Raw genomic sequence first — 24,756 nt, forward strand, 5'->3', positions numbered from 1 at the left:
ACTACGGAGGCGTATACTATTGGGATCGTTGGTCAATCAATGATCCAGTAAACTGGGATGGTAAACATTGGCGTGCTGGTGCTGGTCGTGTAAGTGTAGCAGATAGCAGAGGGTGTGACGCTAATGTTCCTACTGAGAATATTAAAGGACATCTATTGCCGAGATACCCCGGATGTACGGATCCGTTTTTAGAGGCAGATATTCCTCGTACTGAGCCTTTTTATATCAAGGAGCCTTCAGATCCATTGGATAAAGCTTGGATGAAGACAGGGGCAATTTCAAAGGAATTGAACGATGTCACAGCAACTAATGTCGATGTTGACAGAACTACTGATATAAATGATGTACACGGAACTTACGGACAAACAGACCCGAGTACCGTGGGAGGTAAGGTGGCTAGATTATCAAACTTAGACCAAATCACAATCTATTTCGAGCAAACCTTCAACAACGATACCTACAATAAATACTGGGCAAATCCAGGGGCCAAGCAGGTCTGGTATTTCTCTAAATTCTTTGTTGATTTCAACTCAGTTACATACCGATACAAAGACAAATTACTTATCGCTACATATGCCGATGGAACATCGGGACTAGAGATTACGGGGAACAAATGTGTTGCCCCTGGTGGGACTACACAATTGGTTGCCAAATTAACGAAAGTTGATGGCACCACATGGGAGCTGAAAAACCATGCTAAACTAACGTGGACAAGCTCTAATGCTAGTGTGATGACCATCAACAATTCAGGTCTGGTTACAGCTGTAGCATCTACCGGAACGTCAACCATCACTGCTCGTTTTGCTGACTCCACTCAGGCGTTGGATGAAAAGGCAGACTTCTCTATGACCGTGGGAACGGGGAGCTCCTGTACCGACGATAACAACGGAGGGAACCCTGGTGGAGGGACGGGCCAGTGCAAATACACGATTGCGGCTCCTTCATCGGGAAGCACAGTAACCGGAAATAAGATGAATCCAGATGTAACCGGAATGATCAAAGCCGACAACCGTGGCAATGAGAAATTCGATGTCCTCAGAGGGATTCCAACCTCCGAGAATTTGTATGCTAATGTGTTTGCGAATCAGTATCTATTCCAACATACATTTGCTAAAATGTCAGGCAAAGTAAACTATCAGTGCCAGGTAGAGGTTACCTATGCTCTGGAGTGGAAGCAGAAGCAACCAGATGTGTGCACGACGAATAAACAAGGGCAGCGTGTGTGCACGCCACAACCGGATTTGACGATGAGAGATACAGAATCCAAGACCTACAGCTTTTCCTTCCAACGTGACTATTCGTATTGGCAGATCAACAACATCGAAGTGTACGGAATTCAACGAGCAAGTATGAACAACTACGCACTGCCTAATGGAACAGTAACGCTGCAGCCATCAGGGTACTCAGCCCCTTCTCTTTCAACGGATCACAATTCGGATGCATCGGCTCACGTCAAGCCGAAGGATAGTGGTACAATTTCATTTACACCAGCAACAGTACCAGGAATGTATACAAGGCCGAGCGTGCCAAATGATGAATCACAACTCAAAAGCAGGGCTGAATCACAAACGGGAGAGCCAGAAGTACGAAATGATCTTGTGACCTTCAACGGCACTACGATTATGAGCAATAGCTGGACAACGAAACATGGAACGACACCTGGAAATATCCCTTCACCTACGATCATTGGTCAAAATGTTCTCTATCGGAGCGGTATGCTTATTAGCAGCAAGCTCGTCAATGCGGCCAACACCCCAAGCTCAGGCACGATCTACTACAATCTTGTTCCCGGCAACATAAATGGGGGCAGTGACAAGCAATTCTCAATCAACGGCATTAATACCGTTACCGTACATACACCTGTTGTGAATTACTCCTCGATTACGGATGATCGTGAATATAACCAAAAGACAACACCCAACTACATTCGTGCCGCCTTGATACTGGAGCGGCCATTTACAGTCCGAATGCCTACGAACGGTCAGCATGTGAATTATCCGGGATACGGCGACCGTGATTATGCGAAATATTTCCGAATGAAGCAGGTATGGTTCCCATTCGATGTCTATACCGCAGATCGCAGCAGATTCATCCCGAAGCGCACGTGGACGGACATACCGGTTAACCAATTAGATACGACATTCTTCCTGCCTGTCTGGGTCGATGAGGGGGATTATTCGGTCTTATACCGCACGATTGCGGAAAATGCGCCGGATTCCTTCACGCATCAGCCAACAGCCAATACGAATTGGGAGAACCATGTGGCGACCCATGAAATCGCGGTCGAGGTCATTGGCAGGGTGTACGATTTCCATGTGACGGACATTATGGACTTCAATTGGGAGACGGTATTTCGCAAGCAGAAGGGAAGCAGTGAACCTACTGGAAACTCCTATTGGGTGGGGAGCAAAGGAATCGACGGAGATGCGCGCGGTAATGCCTTTCCTTATGAGCTTCCTGTCCGCAAAGGAAGCCACCCTGATTCCTCGTTTAAAAATGTAGCTGTGAAGACAGGGTATGCGTTCAAATTCGACCTGAAGACGAAGGGGAATATGTTCGGCTCAGGAGATGGCATCCATCTTAAGCCTACCTTCTACTTCACGGACAGCAAGGGGCAAAAGCGTCAGGAAGTAGACGTCTATTACCATACTGATGAACGGAAATTTATTCGGATTGGCTCAGCAGAGGACAAGGTAAGGCGGAGTATGGAGCTTAATGCGCGACTTCGCAACGTGCCAGAGCAGCGCATCTTAGATGCAGCGGGCGCCTTCTATGAGCTGTTCGCCAGCAGCATATCGACAAGCCGTCAAGCTTACATCGAGGAATGGGCAAGGGCAGCGAAGAAGCCGACGACAATTGGCAGCTACAGTGATCTCTTCCTGCCGTACCATGTCCGAACATTTATGGGGCCGACAAGTGTGCCAACTGGAGTCTCGAAAGCACGTGCATATTCGTCGATTCAACAGTGGTATGGAGAATACAACCTGCCCGCGAAGCTGTATATCGTGCCGAAGGGCTTTGATTTATCGAAACAGTTCAGCTTTAACGACAAGGCGCCATTCTTCCTGCGCGATGGGTTCCTCATCGTGAACGTTGATATAGAGACGGTACGAGACGGGCAGAAGGGGAAGCCGCATTTGCAATACATAAAAGCACCGCTCACAAATCAATGGAAGCGGGAGGGTTCCCACCCGCAATTCACAGATCCGTACGGCGTTACGTTCCGACTAAAGGATGGGGATGTCATGTTCTACCGAGCGGATCAATCATCGGTTGATGATTTTGGAGTAACAGGAACGCATTAATTCGACGATGTATCTTGGGCGCATGACGAGAGGCAACAGCATCGCTAATCACAGTTGAACGACAAATAGTTGAAAGAGAAAGACCCGTAAGACGGACGCTCTGCAAAATAGAGAGCTCCTCTTGCGGGTTATTTTCTTTTTGTGGCCCGAAGGTTGTCTTCTCGGCTATTTAATCTGCAGGAAATTGATAGATTGTATAGTAGACCGGCTGTGGTATATTTTAGTTTGCCCATACCTTGTATAATTTTACCTAACTGAAATGTCGATATTAGGAGGAATGCTTCATTATGCAGCGTTGGTTAGGCAAGTCATTGAAGCGCAAGTTATCGATAATGTTGCTAGGTGCCATCCTTGTGCCATTGTTGTCGCTGGGATTTGTATTGTACAGCATTGCAGCGAAGGAGGCCGAAGAACGAACGAAGCAGTCCAGTCTTGGGCTGCTGGATCAGATCAAGACAAATCTGGAATTTATCGTGCAGGACGTTGAGAATATGTCCATTTTCCTAATTGCACAGGAGGACATTCAGCGTTATCTCGCGTCTACGAATCAGGGCAGCAGCGGGCTGCAAATTAAACTGATGGGATTCTTATCGAACTTTGCTTTTTCCAAATCATATATCTCAAACATCTCCATCTATCCAAACAACGGCAATCATACGCTATCCAACACAACGATTTTCAACAACGGACTCTTCACAGACAACAAGAACACGAACATCCAACAGGTAAAGAATAAATGGTGGAGCTCTCTCTACACGAACGTGACAACGAACGGAGCGGAGAAGGTCATTTCCTTCGTGCGGCCAATAGGGAGCACTACGACTTATCAGCCTAAGGGGATGCTATCCATCAGCATAAGCGAAGCAGCGATTGCTGATTTTATGATGAAGCCGGCTCTGGGCAGTGGAGAGAGCTTGCTGCTTGTAGATCGGGACAATCGAATTCTCTCGGGTACGATCCGGGATGGTCTGTCGAAGTCCGTGACGGAACTGCTTCCGAACTGGGATGCACCAGGGATGCAAGAGAGACAGGGCTTTGTCACCTACGGGGAAGGGAAAGACAAGAAAACAATCGTGTATACGACAGTTCCGCATGTAGACTGGCGTCTGCTGGCAGTGATTCCTTATGAGCAGTATCAGGCGCAGAATCAATATGTCGTAACGATAACGGCCGTTACGATTGGACTAGCGATGGTTATCATCGCAGGTATCGTGCTGTTCCTTATCATGCGGGTGACGAGGCCGCTGCAGACGGTGGCAGTCTCCTTGAAGGGGTTTCGGCCCGAGGAGGATGTCATTGCGCTTCCGATTACCTCATCTGATGAAATTGGCATGCTCGTGCATAGCTATAACAAGCTTGGAGAACGTGTCCATGTGCTGATGGAAGAGGTGAAGCGGCATGAATCCATGAAGAAAGAAGCCGATATGCAGGCGCTGCAGGCACAGATCAACCCTCATTTCTTATACAACACGCTGGCATCCATCCATTGGATGGCGCTCATGAACAAGGACGCCACGATTGCGCAGATGGTCGGGGCATTAAGCGATTTCTTGCGCTTCAGCTTGAACAAGGGGAGCGAGTATTGTCAGGTCACGCAGGAGGTGCTTCATGCGCAGCACTACGCATCGATTCAGCAGATTCGGTACCCGGATCAATTCGACATCACGTTCCATATCAGTCCTGAGCTTGAATCGCAGTGGATGCTGAAGCTTCTTCTTCAGCCGCTGATCGAGAATGCAATCATTCATGGAATACTTGGCAAGCGATCAAAAGGCCGAATTACCGTAATTGCACAACACACTGCAGATGACCATATACACTTCACCATTGAAGATTCCGGACAAGGGATGCCGCAGGAACAGTTGGACGCACTCCTTCAGCAGATCGAACTTCCACTAGACCAGACACGCAAGCCAGAACACAGCTATGGGCTGCGCAATGTGAACCAAAGGCTCAAGCTGCATTATGGGGAGGCGTCTGGGTTGCAGATTCATAGCGTAGAAGGCGGGGGGACGACCGTATCCTTTATGATTCCTTTTATCGAAAAGGAGGTTGAAAGACAATGAAGCTGCTAATCGTGGATGATGAGGTTATTATTCGTACAGGCATTCATCAAGTCATTGATTGGTCTGCGATCGGAATCACGGCTTTACAGCCTGCTGCATCGGGAGAAGAGGCCTGGCAGCAGATTCATAATGAACAGCCCCATATCGTGATGACGGACATTCGAATGGGGGCGATGAGCGGGTTGGAGTTGGCTTCCCTAGTGAGAAATCATTATCCAGCAACAGAGGTAATCATGCTGTCCGGGTATGATGACTTTGCCTATGCACAGCAAGCAATGCGAGTAGGCGCGCAGGATTACATCTTGAAGACGAGCCGTCCAGAGGAGATCATGGAGGCGGTCTTGAAGGCGAAGCAGAGATGGGAAGCAAGACAGCAGCATGATCGGATCGGACATTTGAATGTCCATCTGCTCAAGAAGCAGCTGCTGGAACAGCTGTTGACGGAAGGAATGCCGGAAGAACAACTTGCGGGCGGACAAGTATTGGAGCTGCTGGAGCTTAAGGCGGAGAACAGAGCATATCAGGTTATTTTCCTCACTGTATCTGGTTGGAAAGATGAACAACTGCTGCTGTTTGCAGCTTCGAATATTATAGGCGAAGCATTGCAGTGTGATATCTCGCTTCGGCCCAATCACATGGTTCTATTATGGAAACAGAAGACGGAGTATGAGCAGACAAGAACGCTGTCTACGACGTTTGCCAATTGTGAGAATCTTCTGAAATGCTCGATCTTCGCGGCATTCGGATCTATTGTTCCTCACTATGAGAAGATACGGCAATCCTACGTGGAAGCCGAGCGAGCATTGGCCTATGTACATATCGTTAGCGATAGAAGGATCATCCAGTATAAAGACATTCAGCATCGAACAGGCGGTAGAACGGTATGTACACGGGAGGAAGAGAATGAACTCGCCACGATATTAACGCAAGGCAATCGGGCGACGCTGGCACATTGGATTCAGGAGATTGTGAAGGCGCAAGTCTTAGACGAACAGACAACGCCTGAATCGCTGCTGGCCTATTTGCAGTCTATATTGGTGTCAGCCTGCCGTTGGCTGGAGCGAATGGTGCCCGAAGAACGTACGCTCAGTGAATTTCGCCATCGTCTTCTGCCGAATCATGAAGTAGAAGCGGGATTGTATCGCGCCTGCTGCGCCATCATGGAACGCTATCAGCAATACGATGAACGGAATCGCGCGAATTCCTATATTCAGCGTGCGATGTTCTATATCCGAGAACATTTGCATGAGAGTCTCTCCCTACAACAGGTAGCTGCCTATGTGCATGTGAATCCGAATCATTTCAGTGAGGTGTTTAAGCGGGAAGCCGGCATGAATTATATTGACTTCGTAACATTGGAGCGAATGGGGCTTGCGAAGGAACTGCTAACGGGATCGGAGCGGAAGATAAGTCAGGTAGCAAGCGATTGCGGCTACGAGGATGTGAAGTATTTTTGCAAGCTGTTCAAAAAGCATATCGGATTGTCCCCCTCTCAATATCGGCAGCACAACTGAAAAAAGTCACCCCTTTCACCGAAGAATATCACCTGCTTTACAAATGTCTTTCTTTTATAGTGGTACCTAAGAGATATCGTTTATAAAAGTGCGACACTTCCACAGTAGTGTACAGCGTGGATAGAGGGCCGATGGTACTGTTGGGCAAACACTTTTAAAATGAACTGAAGTCATGAGGAGGGCTGCACATGTTGAAAAACAAAATGCGTTGGAGCCAAATGGTTATGCTTGTGATGATGCTTACATTGGTGCTGGCAGGCTGCGGAGGTGGATCGACATCCCCATCAGATTCGAACTCAGGGGCCAAAGTGGATCCGAAGAGTAAGATTCAGCTTACTCTATGGCATAACTTCACTGGGGAAGATTTGCGCGCCAAGGCGATGCGGGGAATCATTGAACAGTTCAAGAAGGATAACACGAATGTAGACTTGCAGATTCAAGCAATTCCACCGGATGCGTATCGCCAACGATTGAAAGCGGTTGCGGCTGCAAATGAGATGCCGGACGTATTCATTATGCATCCGGGTACGATTGCCAAGGAGTTCTCAGCTGCAGGCTTGATTCAGCCGCTTGATGGATTGCTTGATGCGAATAAGGATTGGAAAGACGGCTACATGCCGAACTCCTTCGATGACTTCACGTTTGACGGGAAAATATACAGTGCGCCAATGGGACTGTCTCCAACGTCTATTTTGTATTACAACGAGAAAATACTAGCGGATAATGGCCTGACTGTACCGAAGACTTGGGATGAATTATTGAACGCAGTTAAAACGCTTAAATCCAAAAATATCATTCCAATCGCGCTTGGCAATAAAGCTCCATGGCTTGCACAATCCAGTATTCTCAGCTCGCTGGCAGATCGCGTGACGGGCACAGAATGGTTCAACAAGGCGGTTGCACAAGACGGAGCGAAGTTCACAGATCCTGAATTCGTGAAGGCGCTTGAGCATTTGCAGGAGCTTGCTACGGTTGGTGCGTTCCAGGAAGGCTTCAACGCGATCGACGGGACACAAATGGAACAATTGTATTCACAGGGCAAAGCCGCGATGATCATTGAAGGCGGATGGGCGGTAACGAATCTAGTCGCAACGGCGCCTCAAGAGGTACTAGACGCCACAGGCGTTGCTGTGCTGCCATCCATTCCGGGAGGTAAGGGAGATCCGAACTCGGTGTCCGGCGCGATCGGGGTTGGACCTGCGCTGAGCAGCAAGGTAGAAGGCGATAAGAAGAAGATAGCGGAAGAACTCATTCTAGCACTGGCTGGTCCGGAAGCTCAGAAGACAACATTAGAGGCGAACCAGCTCGTCAGCTTCAAAGTAGATCTCGATAAGAGCAAAGTGAACGCATTGTTCGCCAAGCTGTATGATCTCGTGAATCAAGTGAAGCGTACACCTGTCTATGATGCGAAATTAACGTCTGGAGCAACAGAGGTCGTCAATAATGGCTTGCAGGAGCTGCTTCTCGGCGGGAAGGCGGAAGATATCGCGAAGAAGATTCAGGATGCGCAGGAGCAAGGGTTGAAGGAGTAGTTTGTGTTTGGACGTAAGGCCATTATTGACCCTACTTACGTATTGGGATCATGCAGCCTAACAAAAGAAAAGGATAGATGACTATGACCGCTGCATCGCGAGCGCGGATGTTTATCATGCTTGGCTTGCTGCCCGCGCTTCTTATTTATTTGGTGTTCGTCGTCATTCCGGTAATCTGGTCATCGTATTATGGCCTGTTTAGCTGGAAAGGCATGGGCGATATGAAGTTCATTGGATTGAAAAATTATATAGAGGTTCTAAGCGATCCAATCTTCTGGGGCTCATTCCGCAACAATCTGTATATCGTGGCTTATTCTGTATTCGGTCAAGTTCCAATTGCCTTGCTGCTGGCGCTGCTGCTCGTGCGCAATCGCTGGTTCGAGAAGTTCATCCGCGCTTCGGTATTCATGCCGATGGTGCTGTCCTCGGTCGTGATCGGCTTAGTATGGGGATATATCTATCATCCTCAGATCGGGATATTGAACTTCCTTCTGGATTCGCTCGGATTGTCTTCTTGGAAGCTCGGCTGGCTATCCGATCCGAAGGTGGCAATGCTGTCGATTGGACCGCCGATCATATGGAGCAATATCGGGCCGTATCTAATCTTATTTATCGCAGCATTGCAAAATATTCCGAGCGAAGTGAATGATGCGGCCAAGCTGGATGGTGCTGAAGGGTGGAAGAAGCTGTCCCTCATTACACTGCCGATGATTTGGGGCATGATTAAGGTGGCTGTTATTCTATGCATCTCGGGAAGTTTGAAGGCATTCGATCTCATCTTTATCATGACGCACGGCGGTCCGGCACATTCAACCGAGCTTCTGGCCACGTATATGTACAATAACACGTTCAATATTTTCCGATATGGGTATGGGAGTGCCGTATCGACATCTATTGTCATTCTAAGCTTAATCCTGATTGTAGTCAGTCAATTGCTGATGAATCGGAAGAAGGATGCGCTCTAAGTAGAGGAAGGACTCGAACATGATGAGTAACATAGGAGCGGATTTCGATCAGACACGATCATGCTTCGATGTTGCCACTTATAAGTCCAAGAAGATAGGAGGAGAGGAACATGGGGAACCAACCCGTTCAACAGCTTGGCCGCATGCCTTCCTCTACAAGGAGACGTGCTTCCAGCCGGGTGTGGAAGCAGGGGGGAGCCGGACTGGTCTGGTTGCTGCTAACCCTGTATGCATTATTGACCCTGTATCCATTGTTATGGCTGTTCATCAGCAGCTTCAAGAGCAACGAAGAGTTTTTCTCCTCTCCATTTGGCATGCCAAGCGAGTGGAGATGGGATAACTTCGTTCGAGCATGGGATGTAGCGAGCATGAATGTTGCCTTCGGCAATTCTCTGGCTGTTACGGTAATTTCACTCGTGTCCACCCTGCTGATCGGCGCACTTGCAGCCTTTGTATTGTCACGATTCAAGTTCAAGTGGAAGCCGTACATCATGGGATTGTTCCTGCTCGGGATGCTCATTCCGATTCATAGTACACTGGTTCCACTGTTCATTATGATGAAGCAAATGTCCATTCTCGACACCTATGCGGCGCTTGTACTGCCTTATACGGCATTTGAACTGCCAGTTGCGATATTTGTCCTGTCCGCGTATATGACCTCCTTCCCGAAAGAACTGGAGGAAGCCGCATTGATCGATGGTGCAGGATATACAGGGATCTTCTTGCGGGTTATTCTGCCGCTGTCGATGCCGGCGCTGGCAACCGTGTCTGTACTTGGCTTCCTGCGCTTCTGGAACGACTTCGCATTCCCGCTCGTCTTCATTAGCAATCCGCTGCTGAAGACATTGCCGCTCAGCCTCTCCATCTTCGCGGATGGCTACGGTACGGACTACAGTCTGACGCTGGCAGCACTTAGCCTGTCGGTCGTTCCGACGATTATTATGTACTTGATCTTCCAAGAACAGATTATGAAGGGGATGCTGGCAGGGGCAGTGAAGGGGTAACAGTGGGGAAAGCATCATATGATTTGTATAACTGACTATTATTTAAACGTAACAATCCTTACCGCCAACGAATTTCGTTGGCGGTATTTGTGCATGCTTCATGGCTGTTGGTTACAGAAATAAATGTAAATGAGTCTTGCCGAGGGACAAACGCTGCTTGACTTATGTGAATGCCTAATTATTTCTGCTTGGGCAAAGCGCCGTGTCTATCCTTGTTCTTCATCATACTATGTTGTGTACCTAGAGAAAGGAGGTCATCTCAATGGGTGAATTTGCTGGCAGAGGCTGTGGATTTGGAGGCTTCACGAGCACAGGCGCAATCTTAGTTCTGTTTATCTTGTTGGTTATCATCTTGAGTTCTTGCTTTATATAATACGATAGGATTGAACAATATCGTTACCGACTTCAATGATCGACATCATCGTGTTATGCCTTGCTGATGAAGCAAGGCTGTTTTTATTAGTAGGGAATAGCTCGTATGAAGCACTTTTCTTTTCTACACGACATTTACTACATTTACTAGAGTATGCTGGCAAGTCCGAAACCGACTGAGCAAAATGGATGTGTAAGCTACACCCATTTATGTGGCGGTGCTCAATCATTTCTTAGCTTTTTACGAACGAGAGCACAAATCTGTACAACAGGATGAATTGATCCGGAAGATTATTACTTTCATAACGCTTACAGTCCTGTGAGAGATTATGTCTCGTAGTCATGGCAAAAGAAAAAGCATCCTTAACAGGGGAATATCTATCCCAGGCTAAGGATGCTTGCAGGTTATCGCAGTCCGTTTTCTATTCTATGGTTGCATATTGTGAAAGCAAATGATTAGTCTTCGAATAACTCATCCATCAGCTGGTCGACTTCTTTTCTGCGTTCTTCTGTAGCTTGTTTGTCAATCGTGATTACATTTCCGACAATATGAACAACATCTCCAACCTCAGCTTCTGCGGGGAGCAGATGCTTCGGATATTCGATGGTATGTCCATCTTCTACTTCAATGGTTACGATATCACATTCAATCTGGTCGATTACCCCTTGAATCAATGTTGTTACCTCGCCTTCTCAAATGTTATTGACTTTCCGTCACTTATTGAAATGACAGTGCCCTCTTTATCAGTTCGGAACACTTTGACATTGGCTTTCTTAAGGCGTTTCATGATGACATCTTTCGGATGATTATATTTGTTATCCTTGCCAACGCTGATTACCGCATACGTTGGATGAATTGCTTTTAGGAACTCAGCTGAGGTAGACGTATCCGACCCATGGTGGCCGACTTTGTATACATCTGCTTTTAAATTCGCACCGCTGTTGACCATGTCGGTTTCGCTTTTACGCTCAGCGTCCCCTGAGAATAAGTACGATGTATTTTTGTATGTAACCTTAAGAACTGCGCTCCATGCATTCAAGTCCTTTCCATAATCTCCGACTGGAGCAAGGAACTCAGCTTGTACGCCATCGAGCGGGAGCTCGACCCCAGCTTTTGCGGATTTGATCTTGAGCTTTTGCTTTTTGACCGCTAATAGGAAATCCTCATAGGTCTTCGTTGTGTGAGATACTCTGGGCGCATATACGGATTTGGCTGGAATCGCATTGAGGACGGTATCCAGTCCACCGATATGATCGGCGTCAGGGTGAGTGGCTATGACTGCGTCAAGCTCTTTAACCCCGTACTGTTTCAAATATTTGACCACGTTCTCTCCTTGACTGTTGTCCCCTCCATCAATTAGGACATGCTGTCCTTTGGGCGTTCGAATTAGGGTTGAATCTCCCTGACCAACGTCCAGATAATATACTTTCAATACGTCTGACGATTGCGCCTTAGGCTTCTCTTGCTTAGGCTTCTCTTTCTGGATGTTTCCTTGAGTTTCCGTACTTGTTGGTGTGCAAGCTGTCAGCAATACGACCAAAAGCAGGAAAGGTATGTATAGTTTCTTCATAGATGCCTCCTTCTCCTATTAACAATATTATCATATTGCAATGGGGGATAGGATGGTTGATGTTGGTCTCTTTCTTGTTCTTGGCCACCGTATAACATGAAAAGTTAACGAGAAACGACTGTATGTAGAGAAGGGGAAGAAATTTAGGTTCAGCAAAGCACGAAAACACCTTCAAGATTATGTTTTATCTTGCGATAAGAACACTCATCAGAAAGGTGCTTTTATTTTTCTCACTTTTTTGGGGAACTTCGAATCATTGATAAGGTTTATTTTAGCTCAACGACCGTACTAGCATTCAATTTCGGTGAAGCAGTGGCAGTGGTATCAGAAGGGACGTCTATTAACATCTTTACCTGAACAGTGTACCGTCCTTTCGGCACCTTCTTTTTCGCCTTGTCCTTGAGATTCCATTCCGCTGTAAACGATAGCTCACCATCCTTTTTCAAATCATGGATGATCAGTTGTTGTGTGAATGCTTTGTTGTCAGACCAGTTGAACACTTCTTCATTGTTTTCATTGTTAACGATGATTTCATATTTTTGTGAGCTGTAAGAGAGAGTAATATCTTTGCCAGACGTGTTGCGGAGTTTCATATGAATGAGCAGGCGGTCTTTCTTTTTCTCGGTTGATAAAGTGGTTTGCAATGTAGGCTTCGATTCCTTTTTATCCTTGCCCTTGGCGGGCAACGGTTTGATTTGTTGAACTTGATGCTTCGATTGCGACTGCTGCTGGTTGGCCGCATATGCGCTTTGCGTACTGCCGACTAGAAAAATAAGTGCGCTTGCCCATACCAGTGGCAGCATGATTGATTTTTTCATTCACATCACCTCATTCTACATAACGTGAGTGGGGGAGAGATTGTTGCATTTAGGGTATTGAATTGTAAACTATATATTCGAGTTCATGAAAGGAAGAAGCCCTAGTCAATTGACTAAGGCTTAGGTAATTCCATCAATGAAGAATGGACTTTATATCCGATTGAGAGTTGCTTCTTTGAGAAAGGCTTCTACCTGTCATTCCAGGGATATAGCTATTTTACAATCTCTAATTTAAAGAGATATTTACAGCTTCAACAGCATGTATATAGGTTGTGTCAAATACAGGAGCTTTGGAATCCTCCGGCTTAACCAATAATCCAATCTCTGTACAACCTAATATAATTCCTTCTGCTCCTAATTCAATTAACCCTTGGATCACTTTTTTATAGTAGTCCCTTGATTCTTGATGAATTTTTCCCAAACATAATTCTTCATAAATAATCTTATTGATAAGTTCTCTTTCATCGGCATTTGGTACAATAACTTTTATCCCATTCAGCTCTAAGCGTGATTTATAAAAATCTTGCTCCATCGTATATTTGGTGCCAAGCAACCCAATGGTTCGAAGCCCTTTTTCTTTAATTCGATTTGCCGTTGCATCTGCTATATGTACAATGGGGATATTGATTTTGGATCGGATATCATCTATAACTTTGTGCATCGTATTCGTACAAATAACGATAAAATCGGCTCCTCCTTTCTCCAAAGAGCGAGCAGCGTTAGCTAATACTTCACCGGCTTTTTCCCAATTACCTTCTGCTTGATACTGTTCAATTTCATCAAAATCAACACTGTATAGAAGGCATCTCGCTGAATGCAGCCCTCCCAGTTTTCTTTTTACCTCTTCATTAATTATCCGATAATATTCAACTGAAGATTCCCAGCTCATTCCGCCAAGCAAACCAATTACTTTCATGTTGCCCCTCCATTCAACCTTTTTTGCCACCAGTTCAACCGCATTTTTTTCTAATAGAACGATGAAGGAACTGATGCCTTCTTCTACTATGGTACATTATTATAATATTGAAAAGAGTAAACATAAAAGTGAAGATAAATCATAGTTATGTAAAAACTTGTCGTCGACCTCCAATCGCGTAAAAAGTCTTGGGGATCGACGACTAATTGCACGGAGATGTAACGGGGAAATCAATGATATTGTAAGGAATCAATAAGAAGTTGGTATGTTAAGCGATTAGAAAATATGGGTTGTTTGTTTAAACGACTGTTTGGTAGAATGGGCGTAACGACGGCACCTTTTGGGGTTATGAACGTACCTATGAGGAATTGAAGTTTAAAGAAGCTGCCGCCAATTGAACGGGGCTCGCTATGTCCACAATCCACTTAGATTAAGTTTTCTTTATAGAATATTACATTAATGTTTAATAACCGACAAAATATTAGTCCTATCGCACTATATACCAGAAGGTTGATTAATTGGTAATATTTTGTTAAGAGTTCGGCCGACTCATATTGCATTTGGAGGCGAATGTTTATGAGAATAAGAAAAGTAATAACAGCCTTGATTACTTCCGTGCTACTACTAACTTTTGCACCATCTGCTTTTGCGCAAAAAGGTGTTGCAGATACCTTTGATACTGCAATTGAGGTTGACCTTGGCTATGTGCATGAGCATGGCGGTTACCTCGACGCTCCCGATGATCTCGATTTCTACCATGTAAAGAACACTACTCCAGGCATGCGTACAGTAGCAGCGTTATTTACCCCACCTAATAGTGGTGGAACGTATGATCTGATGTTTATTGTATTCAAAAATGACGGACAAGTTATTTCGTTCAAAGATGAGGGCAATAGTCCTGCAATAACGCGTTTTCTGACAACCACTATTAATCCTGGTGAAGACGTGTATGTATTAGTGCGAGGGAGATACCCTTCGGATTATGATCCTAACACACCGTACAGACTGGTAATAGACACTCGCCGTTAGATGTTATTAATAAAAAAAGCACCTTTAGGTGCTTTCAGACTGTCGACAAATGCCTCAGGTTACATGAGTAACCGGGGCATTTTTTCAAAAAAATGGTTTTCGGAGCTTGAAAATAGAGAAAGGTCCTTTTTTCCTCCACATCCAATTCGCCAGTTTTTTGAGGTTCATGGCACTGAAAACAAGCATCGTCTGCAAGGCCACTTTTTGAAGTCCTCGTAAAGTGGTCCATCGCATGCGATGCTTTTCTTTGAGATCGGCGAAGACACGTTCAATCGTTTCTTTTCGTATAGCATATAACTGTTTGTTCTCCGGTGTGTGCCTAAGATGGTCAACCTCTTCCACATACCTCGCCCAGACATGACGGGTCACTCGCTTGATCACGTCTTTGCTCTCCGTGCACTGGCTCCGTAACGGGCAATTTCTGCAAATACTCGGATTCGAACGGTATTGCTTATATCCTTCCCGGGTTGTAGTCTCATAGATTAACACCTGATTAGCCGGACAGAGATAACAATCGTAATGCTCATCATAGACGTATTCATGCTTCCGGAAGAATCCGTCCTTCGTATGTGGACGGGTGTAGGGCATAACGGGGCGAATCTGCTTATCCAGCAACGTTTTACAAATGTGTGGGGTCTTGTATCCGGCAACTGCAGCTACCGCTTGGGGGCAGCCAAAGCTATCTGCAACTTCTTTTAAAACTTCTTCCCGTGCATTGCCCGGTCCCGATTCAGTACCGCTTCCAACTCAGTCTGGTACCTTTTCGCCTCTTGTTCCACCATTTGCTTGATGTATTTCTTCTTGTTAGCGTTGGCCTTTACGTGTGTCGCATCGATGAAGAGTACGGAGGGATCCACTAAATTATGGCGGCAGGCCTGTTTCAGGATCTGGCTGAAAATCTGCTCGAAAATGTTGGTATCCTTGAAGCGACGCACATAGTTTTTGCCAAAGGTACTGAAATGAGGAATGGACCGGGTAAAGTCATAGCCGAGAAACCAGCGGTAAGCCACATTAGTTTCGATTTCTCGAATGGTTTGGCGCATGGAACGATGCCGAACAGATATTGAATGAAGACCATCTTAATGAGGACCACCGGGTCAATGCTGGGCCGACCCTGATCTGCACTGTACAGGTCTTTTACCAAGTCGTAAATGAAGGAGAAGTCGATGACTTTTTCAATTTTACGAACCAAATGATCTTGGGGAACAGTTCGTCTAAAGCAACAACCGCAATCTGATAGCGGCCATCTTCCATTTCCTGATGAAGCATGATTTTCACCTCGTTCACATTGTTCTCTTATGTATTCGACAAAAAAAGCGTGTAGACCTTGTATCTAAAGATACTTTGTCTACACGCTGGAACCTCAACAGATGTTGGGGTCTTTTTTTGTATTTCCATATTTCCGTTGACTTCCTTAAAATGGTGTGTTAGTTTATGTTTGAAAATGAGAATCATTATCACTATCTGTTATATTTATATTATTCATCAACTTCACCGCGATTTCAAGAGGAGGGGAATTTATGCGTGCAACAGAAAAAGCGCATACAGATAACGGCTCGAACGTGATGGGCCACATGCAGAAGACGGATTTGCAGGAGATTAAAGCGTTCATGGAGCGCCATTATAATGAGCAGCTCACGATTGGACAATTGGCGGAAATGGCGAATATCAGCCCCAAATATTTCGTGGATTTATTTAAACGAAGGTTCGGTCAGAGCGCGATGGGATTTTTGACGGATGTGCGCATTATGCATGCGAAGCGCTTGCTGACGGAATCAGACGCAAGGTTGCGAGACATTGCGCAAAAGGTAGGCTACCGAGACGAGTTCTATTTTAGCCGCAAGTTCAAGAAGGAGGTCGGCTTGTCGCCATCCGATTTCGCTAAAGATTCCAAGAGGAGCATCGCCGTATGCTCATCTTCGACCATAGGCCACTTGCTTGCGCTCCAACTCATCCCGGAGGCAGCGCCTCTCGATCCCAAGTGGTCTCCTTATTATTACAACCTCTACAGCGACAAAATTAAAACGCATCTTCTTTTAACTGATCCATATCATAAATTCACGTTTGAAATTAATTTGGATAAGCTGTGCCGGGCACGGCCGGACGTTATCATTGCCTCAGATCAGCTCCAAATGCGCGAGAGCAGCAAACTGAATGGGATCGCTCCCGTTCACAATGTATCGAGTAAAGCGGGCTGGAGAGAGCAGCTTATGGGAATTGCCCGCTTCTTGAACAAGGAAGAGCTTGCGCAGCAATGGATCAATCATTACGAAAAAAACGCCCGAGCCGGACGCGCACAAGCGGCGCAGCAGTTGGGAGACGATCGCGTCATGGCACTGCGAATCTACCAGACTCAACTATTCGTGTACCAGAATCGAGGTTTGGAGGAAGTACTGTACGATGACTTGCATCTCAAGGCTGCCTGCGAAAGAGGGCTGCAAGGTCATTCTCCGATCTCGATGGATGAGCTTCGTGAGCTGAATCCTGAACGGGTTCTACTTGCCGTGTGTCCAGAGGCTTCATCCCGCAAATATTGGTTGTCACTGCAGCATTCTCCCGAATGGAGGCAGCTTCAAGCGGTACGGAACGGACATGTCCATCCGATAACCGCAGATCCTTGGTTCGAATATTCAGCTATTGCGATAGCACGGATGCTGGATGAGGCTTTGCTGCTCTTTACTGGAAATTGTCCAAATACATTTCAGGATTATGGCTATGGTGAATCCTTTGCAACGTGAGTATACTCAGAGTCGATTGAGAATCGTTATCATTGGAGGAGAGGGATCGTGTTAAATCGACGGAATGCAGGGGCAAAAGGTTGGAAATTTAGACTAACAGCACTATTGTGCTGTGTACTTATCGGAAGTTTGCTCGCGGGCTGCGGGGCCAAAAAGGAGGGTGGCACTGCCGCACCCGAATCTCAGAGCCCGAAAGAAGCCACGTCCAATGTGTCAGCCACTGCTGCTGGAGCGAAGAATGCTGCGACAACCGAAGAGCGGACGGTAACGGACGAGCTTGGACATGAGATCAAGCTTCCGTCCACACCGAAGCGGGTATTCGCCCCTAACATGGAGGACTCCTTGCTGAAGCTGGGCGTGAAGCCTGTGGCTCAATGGTCTAACGGGAAGAAAGGGCATGAGTACTTGCAAGAAGAACTGAAGGATGTTCCTAAGTTGGACTTGTCGGCAGGGCTTCCTTCGCCGGAGGTGTTAATGTCCTATAACCCGGAATTGATCATCTTGCACACGGAGACATACGCCAAGGACGCAACAATATATGAGAGCTATGCGAAGATCGCGCCGACGTATGTCTTCAAAAATGCATCTGGAAATATCGAGAAATCGCTCGTCACGATAGGAGACTTGCTCGGTAAGTCCACTGAGGCTGATGCAGCATTGCAGGCATATCGGCAAAAGGTAACGGACGCCAAGGAGAAGCTGAGCAAGGCTGTTGAGAACAAGAAGGTCGCCATCATTCGATTTGCGCCAAGAGGTATTAGTCTGATGGGAGGCAAGTATTTGTGCGGATATGTGCTCCATCAGGATTTGGGACTTGGTATTACGAAGCTGGTGGCCAATGAGAACAGCGCGAATCTCTCGCTAGAAGTCCTTCCTGAAATGGATGCGGACTATATTTTCGTCATCAACGCTTACGATCAAGGAAGCGATCGAATGAAAGAGATGATGGACAGTCCAATTTGGAAGAGCATGCCTGCGGCCAAGCAGGGTCATGTCTATGAAGTGAACAACCAGTACTGGCTTGGAAGCGGCTTGATTGCATATGAAAAAATCGTTGACGACACGGTTCGCCTGTTGACGGAATAGGGGGCAAAGCGGTTGGAACAAATGAAATCAACGCCGACGCTTACCGACTTTTCACGCCGAAGGATCGAGATTCCACTTGCAGAACAGTGGGTGCTTCGTTCACGCGCAGAACGGCGATCGTATCAAATAATGGTGGCTCAGCCCCTAGGATCGCCTCCACCAAGCGGTTATCCGGTTATTTACTTGCTGGATGGCAATTCCGTATTCGGCATGATGGTGGAAGCGCTGCGGCTGCAATGCCGCAGACCGGATAAGACCGGAGTGCTGCCCGCTATTGTGGTAGGAATCGGTTATGAGACGAACGGACCATATGCACCAGATCGCTTCTACGACTTCACACCGCTGCCTGCCTCGGACTTCAAACAGCGCTCAGACGGCACACCACTCCCCGAGCAAGGCGGGGCGAGGGCTTTCCTGCAATTCATTGAGGAGGAGCTGAAGCCGCAGATCGAGAGTGAGTTCCAGATTGACCGCAATCGTCAGGCACTGTTCGGTCACTCGCTGGGCGGCTTGTTCACGATCTATACGCTGTTCAGCAAGCCAGAGGCTTTTCGATATTACATCGCGGGCAGTCCATCGCTCCATTGGAATCCGGACTACATGCAAGAGCTGGAGCGAAACTTCATCGCGCAAGCACGAATGAGAGAACGCTCATTTCCTGCACAGGTGCTTCTTGGTGCAGGAGAGCTTGAAAAAACGCATGTATGCCGTAACTGTGAGCGTGCGAACGAGCTGGCGAACCGTTTGTCGGCTATATCAGCAGACATCGGAGTAGAGGCGGAATACAAGGAATTTGAGCAGGAAGGCCATGTTTCGGTACTTCCAATATTGGTGAGCCGGGCGCTGCGATTCGCACTACACCCGGAAAAATAAAGAGAGGTTGGCAGGATGAAATATTCAGGGATTGAAGGCAAGGTAGCTGTTGTTACAGGCGCGGCTCAGGGGATCGGAGAGGCGGTGGCGCGTGCACTTGCCGTTCAGGGTGCAATCGTGGCTGTCGTCGATCGGAATGAGGCTGGTTGCACCAGCCTCGCAGCCGAACTTGATGCTGGCGGATATCATGCCGCTGCTTATTCAGTCGACGTATCCGACAGTACGGCCGTGAATCGAACGGTGGGGCGGATAGAAGAAGAGCTTGGCCCGATCGGCGTTCTTGTTAATGTGGCAGGCATACTGCGGCTTGGCCCGATTGAGATGCTCAGCGATGAAGATTGGCAGTCGACCTTCAGTGTCAATGTCAATGGCGTATTCTATATGTCGCGCGCTGTCGTAACGCGTATGGCCAAGCGCAGATCGGGAGCGATTGTGACCGTAGGCTCCAATGCCTCCGGTGTACCACGCACGCAGATGTCCGCCTATGCGGCATCGAAAGCAGCTACAACGATGTTCACGAAGTGTTTGGGCTTGGAATATGCTCGTCATCATATTCGCTGCAATATTGTGTCACCAGGCTCTACAGATACGGAGATGCAGCGCTCACTGTGGAATGGACAGAATGGAGCCGAAGCAATGATTGCGGGTTCGCCGGAAGCGTTCCGCCTTGGGATACCGCTGGGCAGAATCGCGCAGCCATCGGACATTGCCGATGCTGTTGTGTTTCTCGCATCCGAACAGGCAAGACACATCACGATGCACGACATGTGTATCGACGGCGGTGCGACATTGGGATGTTGATGCTTAGGCTAGGTGACTGATATATCGGAAGGAGTCGATTGACATGTTGAAATGCGATACCGTTCCCACAAGTGAGGGGATACGGCTTCTGGAACAATATCAGGCGGGATCGTCCTTTCTTTTCTCGTCGCCTCAAGGAGCTTTGCTGACACACGGGGAATGGGCGCGGCTGGTGGATTGGCAGGCTGTGGATGAAGAGAGCTTGCCTCAGGCCGTGTCGAAGCTGTTGGATGCAGCTCGGCAGGGGGATCGTGATTGCCCGGTCGTTGTCGGTGCAATTCCTTTTCACATGGAGGAGCCTGTGTGTCTATATGTACCGAAGGAAGTGCATCGGTACGAGCCATTGCGCATGGATGCGCATGATTATTTGCAACAGGAACCGGAACAGGACAGTTATTGTGTACGAGCAATTCCGGAGCCAGAACAGTATAAACAAGGCGTTAACCAGGTTCTTGAGCGATTGCAAACGGGCGAACTCCAGAAGGTGGTGTTGTCCCGATCCTTGGAAGTGACGTTGACGCATGATGTGGATGTGCAGCGCTTGCTGCATCGATTGCTCAGCCAAAATACCCGTGGTTATACGTTTGCAGTGCCTTTAACGATGGAGCACCCGCATGCAAGCAAGGACAAGGGCGTATCTGCTGCGGAAGGAATGGCCCAAACGTTAATTGGAGCAAGCCCCGAGCTGCTCGTAACGAAGCGGGGAATGCAAATCAAGGTGAATCCGCTGGCTGGTTCAGCAGCACGCAGTGATGATCCGAACGAGGATGAGCGGCGTGCCGCACAGCTTCTAAGGTCGGAGAAGGATCTGCATGAGCACGCGGTCGTCATTGAGGCGGTCGTATCCGCTCTCCGTCCATATTGCAGCAAGCTACATGTGCCAGAAGGGCCGTCGCTCGTGTCTACGAAAACAATGTGGCATTTGTCTACGGAAATAAACGGCGAACTTGCGAATCATGACATATCCTCCTTGGAGCTCGCCCTGGCGCTGCACCCGACGCCTGCCATTTGCGGAACGCCTACGGAGGCCGCTCGGAATTTGATCCGGGAGATTGAACCGTTCGAGCGTGGGTTCTTCACGGGGGCGGTCGGCTGGTGTGATGCGAATGGAGACGGAGAATGGGCCGTTACGATTCGCTGTGCGGAAGTGGAGGGCCGCTCGCTTCGTCTCTTTGCGGGAGCGGGAATCGTAGTCGGCTCGTCCGCGGAAGCGGAGCTTGCCGAGACGTCCGCCAAGCTTCGCACGCTGCTGCAAGCGATGGGGCTGAATGAACAACAACCGATGATGATGCAGGGGGGATGAACGATGCTGGCAGGATGCCCGACATGGCCGGAAGAATTTGCTGAACATTATAGACAGAAAGGATGCTGGCAGGGAGAGACATTCGGCACGATGCTGCGCCACCGTGCAGCCCGATATGGAGATCGCATCGCAATTGTGAGCGGCGATCGGCGAGTCAGCTATGCGGAACTGGATGAGCAGGCGGATCGCCTTGCTGCTGGATTCTATCGTTTGGGGATTAGGGCGCAGGATCGAGTTATTGTCCAGCTTCCGAATATTCCGCAATTTTTTGAAGTCATATTTGCGCTGTTTCGCATCGGAGCACTGCCTGTCTTCTCCTTGCCAGTGCACCGCAGGAACGAGATCGGCTACTTATGTGAGTTCACACAGGCTGCCGCGTATGTGATCCCTGATAAGGATGCGGGGTTCGATTATCGCGAGCTCGCCGCACAGGTGAAGGACACGCTGCCAGATTCAAGCCGCGTTATTGTTGTAGGTGAGCCAGGCGAATATACAGCGCTGGATGATCTGTATGCTGAGCCTAGCATTGGCGAGATTAAGGGGCCTAGCTCCCGGGATGTCGCTTTCCTCCAATTATCTGGCGGGACAACGGGATTACCGAAGCTCATCCCACGGACGCACGACGATTACATATATAGCCTGCGCATGAGCGCAGAAGTTTGCGCGTTGAATGAGCACAGCGTATATCTGGCGGTGCTGCCGATTGCGCATAATTATCCGCTTAGCTCTCCCGGCGTGCTTGGCACGCTATATGCAGGAGGGCGGATCGTGCTTGCCCGCGGAGCGAGCCCTGATGAGGCTTTCCCGCTTATTGCCGAGGAAGGCGTCACCATTGCAGCCGTTGTGCCGCCGCTCGCCTTAATTTGGCTGGATGCCGCGGAATCGCGCCGCTACGACCTCACTCACTTGGAAGTGCTGCAGGTTGGAGGCGCCAAGTTCAGCGCAGAAGCTGCCAAGCGGGTAAGAACGACAATTGGCTGCACGCTGCAGCAGGTGTACGGGATGGCAGAGGGCTTGGTGAACTATACGAGATTCGATGACCCTGAAGAGACGATCATCAATACGCAGGGCCGTCCGATGTCTCCGTATGATGAAATTCGCATCGTCGATGATGAGGATGACGAAGTGGCTCTGGGCGAGGTGGGACATTTGCTGACGCGCGGGCCGTACACCATTCGCGGATATTACCAAGCCGAGCAGCACAACGCAAGATCCTTTACGTCTGACGGCTTTTATCGCACAGGCGATATGGCCAGAATGACTCCGGCTGGATATTTAGTGATTGAAGGGCGGGCGAAGGATCAGATCAATCGCGGCGGAGATAAGGTGGCGGCTGAGGAAATCGAGAATCATTTGCTTGCCCATCCTGGTGTGCATGATGCCGCTGTAGTGTCTATGGCGGATGAATTTCTTGGCGAGCGCACATGCGCATTCGTCATTCCCTATGAAGCTGCCATAACGGGCAGCGAGTTGAAGGCTTTTCTAAGAGAAAGAGGGCTTGCATTATATAAAATTCCAGACCGCGTGGAGTTCGTCGAATCCTTTCCACAGACGGGAGTCGGCAAGGTGAGCAAGAAGATGCTGCGGGAGCTGATCGCTGCGAAGCAGGAAGCATTGAGCAAGAAGTAAGTGATAAGAGAAGATGCATTTAGAGATGTAACGAAGCATTAGAAGTAGTAACTGAAGTAGCAATAGAAGAAGTGCTTGAAGAAACGCTTGAAGAAACGCTTGAATAATCGCCTAAAAGAATTGTCTGAAGTGTCTGCGAGCCACTAGAAGAAGTTCTTGTGAGTGCCTATAGGAGTATGTGAAGAGTAAGTGATAAGGTTTCGTGTTCATGAAAATGTCTCGTGTTGTTGCAGAGTTTATCCATAAAAACTAGTGAAAAGAGGAGAAACGATGGGTCTTCCTACTATCCTTCCATATCGAATGCCAAGTGAGGCAGAACTGCCAGAGAACAGGGTCGACTGGAGTCCGGATCCAAGCCGTGCCGTACTGCTCATCCATGACATGCAGCAGTATTTTGTCGATGCCTATCAGGCTGGCGAATCGCCGTTGGTCGAACTGATTGCGAATATTAAGGAGCTGCGCGAACGTTGTTCGGAGCTTGGCATACCTGTCGTGTATTCGGCGCAGCCAGGGGGGCAGACTCCTGAGCAGCGCGGATTGCTGCAAGACTTCTGGGGGTCGGGAATTAATGATGGGCCGTACCAGAAAAAATTCGTAGACGAGCTGGCGCCGAGGGTGAACGATATTCTCGTGACAAAATGGCGCTACAGTGCCTTTCAGAAAACGAATTTGCTTGAAATATTACGGGAACGTGGACGGGATCAGTTGCTCGTATGTGGGATTTACGCGCATATTGGCTGCCTAATGACCTCGTGTGAGGCATTTATGCAGGATGTCCAGCCGTTTCTCATTGCAGATGCGGTAGCTGATTTTTCGCTCGACAAGCATCGCATGGCGTTAACCTATGCGGCTGAGCGCTGTGCAGTAGTGGCAACGACGGAACGGGTTCTGAACGCTCTTAACCGGCATGCTGCCGAGCAGGAAGCAGAGGAAACAGCTGGAGCAGAAGCGGGATTTTCGGTAACACTGCAATCTGTGCGCGACGCGGTTGCGCAACTGCTGCAGGAGGAGCCGTCTGCGATTGGCGATCAAGATAATCTAATCACGCAATGGGGGTTGGACTCGATTCGGATTATGAGCTTAGTGGAACGCTGGAAGCGTAGCAGCATTGCGGTAAGCTTCGTGGAATTGGCGGAACGGCCGACGGTAGCAGGCTGGTGGGAGCTCTTGTCCGCCAAGCTCAACAGTAACTCGGTGCCTAATTATGATTATTACTCGATATAAAAGGAGGTCA

General features: G+C 48.2%; 19 protein-coding genes and 1 pseudogene. 15 read left to right on the forward strand and 5 right to left on the reverse strand.

Going from position 1 to position 24,756, the window contains the following annotated elements; genetic code table 11:
* The first annotated feature begins 392 nt into the window (after positions 1-392).
* The 7 genes from BP95_RS0114865 (at position 393) to BP95_RS33905 (ending at position 10,759) form a co-directional block, all read left to right on the forward strand.
* A complete protein-coding gene (locus tag BP95_RS0114865; RefSeq protein ID WP_231515117.1) occupies positions 393-3,305 on the forward strand; it encodes a DUF5704 domain-containing protein in 2,913 nt (970 codons plus the stop codon).
* A 287-nt stretch (positions 3,306-3,592) separates the two neighbouring features.
* Positions 3,593-5,371 carry a cache domain-containing sensor histidine kinase gene (locus BP95_RS0114870; RefSeq protein ID WP_028532570.1) on the forward strand — a complete coding sequence of 593 codons (1,779 nt, stop codon included), beginning with the start codon at positions 3,593-3,595 and terminating at the stop codon, positions 5,369-5,371.
* Positions 5,368-6,885: a response regulator transcription factor gene (locus tag BP95_RS0114875; RefSeq protein ID WP_028532571.1), complete on the forward strand. Its 1,518-nt coding sequence runs from the start codon at positions 5,368-5,370 to the stop codon at positions 6,883-6,885. Before BP95_RS0114870 ends, BP95_RS0114875 begins: the two co-directional genes overlap by 4 nt.
* Positions 6,886-7,073: 188 nt before the next feature.
* Positions 7,074-8,417 (forward strand): extracellular solute-binding protein, encoded by a 1,344-nt coding sequence (locus BP95_RS0114880; protein ID WP_036667122.1) that lies wholly within the window; start codon positions 7,074-7,076, stop codon positions 8,415-8,417.
* Between the two features lie 83 nt (positions 8,418-8,500).
* On the forward strand, positions 8,501-9,382 hold the full coding sequence (locus tag BP95_RS0114885) for a carbohydrate ABC transporter permease (RefSeq protein WP_021262218.1): 882 nt from the start codon (positions 8,501-8,503) through the stop codon (positions 9,380-9,382).
* Between the two features lie 110 nt (positions 9,383-9,492).
* Entirely contained in the window at positions 9,493-10,386 is an 894-nt protein-coding gene (locus BP95_RS0114890; RefSeq protein WP_028532573.1) for a carbohydrate ABC transporter permease, read from the forward strand.
* Positions 10,387-10,648: 262 nt separating this feature from the next.
* On the forward strand, positions 10,649-10,759 hold the full coding sequence (locus tag BP95_RS33905) for a YjcZ family sporulation protein (protein WP_217635877.1): 111 nt from the start codon (positions 10,649-10,651) through the stop codon (positions 10,757-10,759).
* 455 nt (positions 10,760-11,214) lie between these two features.
* On the opposite strand, the gene BP95_RS0114900 is transcribed toward BP95_RS33905, so the two are convergent.
* From BP95_RS0114900 to BP95_RS0114915, 4 genes are all read right to left on the reverse strand, one after another.
* The gene (locus tag BP95_RS0114900; RefSeq protein WP_028532574.1) at positions 11,215-11,433 is read right to left on the reverse strand and encodes a DUF3006 domain-containing protein; all 219 of its coding nucleotides are present in this window, start codon (positions 11,431-11,433) and stop codon (positions 11,215-11,217) included.
* A 5-nt stretch (positions 11,434-11,438) separates the two neighbouring features.
* Positions 11,439-12,329, reverse strand: a complete 891-nt coding sequence (locus BP95_RS0114905; protein WP_028532575.1) for a ComEC/Rec2 family competence protein — start codon at positions 12,327-12,329, stop codon at positions 11,439-11,441.
* Between the two features lie 266 nt (positions 12,330-12,595).
* Positions 12,596-13,147, reverse strand: a complete 552-nt coding sequence (locus BP95_RS0114910; RefSeq protein ID WP_028532576.1) for a BsuPI-related putative proteinase inhibitor — start codon at positions 13,145-13,147, stop codon at positions 12,596-12,598.
* A 226-nt stretch (positions 13,148-13,373) separates the two neighbouring features.
* The gene (locus tag BP95_RS0114915) at positions 13,374-14,063 is read right to left on the reverse strand and encodes an aspartate/glutamate racemase family protein (protein ID WP_028532577.1); all 690 of its coding nucleotides are present in this window, start codon (positions 14,061-14,063) and stop codon (positions 13,374-13,376) included.
* Between the two features lie 576 nt (positions 14,064-14,639).
* Between BP95_RS0114915 and BP95_RS0114920 the strand changes: the two genes are divergently transcribed.
* Positions 14,640-15,092 carry a hypothetical protein gene (locus BP95_RS0114920; RefSeq protein WP_028532578.1) on the forward strand — a complete coding sequence of 151 codons (453 nt, stop codon included), beginning with the start codon at positions 14,640-14,642 and terminating at the stop codon, positions 15,090-15,092.
* An 84-nt stretch (positions 15,093-15,176) separates the two neighbouring features.
* On the opposite strand, the pseudogene BP95_RS30445 reads toward BP95_RS0114920, so the two are convergent.
* Positions 15,177-16,361 (reverse strand): annotated as a pseudogene (locus BP95_RS30445) (transposase).
* A gap of 251 nt (positions 16,362-16,612) precedes the next feature.
* On the opposite strand from BP95_RS30445, the gene BP95_RS0114945 reads away from it, so the two are divergent.
* From BP95_RS0114945 to BP95_RS0114975, 7 genes are all read left to right on the forward strand, one after another.
* The gene (locus BP95_RS0114945) at positions 16,613-17,830 is read left to right on the forward strand and encodes a helix-turn-helix domain-containing protein (RefSeq protein ID WP_028532582.1); all 1,218 of its coding nucleotides are present in this window, start codon (positions 16,613-16,615) and stop codon (positions 17,828-17,830) included.
* A gap of 48 nt (positions 17,831-17,878) precedes the next feature.
* Positions 17,879-18,916, forward strand: a complete 1,038-nt coding sequence (locus tag BP95_RS0114950) for an ABC transporter substrate-binding protein (RefSeq protein ID WP_028532583.1) — start codon at positions 17,879-17,881, stop codon at positions 18,914-18,916.
* 21 nt (positions 18,917-18,937) lie between these two features.
* Positions 18,938-19,789 (forward strand): alpha/beta hydrolase, encoded by an 852-nt coding sequence (locus BP95_RS0114955; RefSeq protein ID WP_028532584.1) that lies wholly within the window; start codon positions 18,938-18,940, stop codon positions 19,787-19,789.
* Positions 19,790-19,804: 15 nt separating this feature from the next.
* The gene (locus tag BP95_RS0114960) at positions 19,805-20,590 is read left to right on the forward strand and encodes a 2,3-dihydro-2,3-dihydroxybenzoate dehydrogenase (protein ID WP_028532585.1); all 786 of its coding nucleotides are present in this window, start codon (positions 19,805-19,807) and stop codon (positions 20,588-20,590) included.
* 43 nt (positions 20,591-20,633) lie between these two features.
* The gene (gene dhbC, locus BP95_RS0114965) at positions 20,634-21,893 is read left to right on the forward strand and encodes an isochorismate synthase DhbC (RefSeq protein WP_028532586.1); all 1,260 of its coding nucleotides are present in this window, start codon (positions 20,634-20,636) and stop codon (positions 21,891-21,893) included.
* A gap of 3 nt (positions 21,894-21,896) precedes the next feature.
* Positions 21,897-23,522 carry a (2,3-dihydroxybenzoyl)adenylate synthase gene (locus tag BP95_RS0114970; protein WP_028532587.1) on the forward strand — a complete coding sequence of 542 codons (1,626 nt, stop codon included), beginning with the start codon at positions 21,897-21,899 and terminating at the stop codon, positions 23,520-23,522.
* Between the two features lie 270 nt (positions 23,523-23,792).
* A complete protein-coding gene (locus BP95_RS0114975; RefSeq protein WP_028532588.1) occupies positions 23,793-24,746 on the forward strand; it encodes an isochorismatase in 954 nt (317 codons plus the stop codon).
* The last annotated feature ends 10 nt before the right edge of the window (positions 24,747-24,756 follow it).

Origin of the sequence: Paenibacillus sp. UNC217MF (genome assembly GCF_000686865.1) — a bacterium.
Taxonomy (GTDB): Bacteria; Bacillota; Bacilli; order Paenibacillales; family Paenibacillaceae; genus Paenibacillus_B; species Paenibacillus_B suaedae.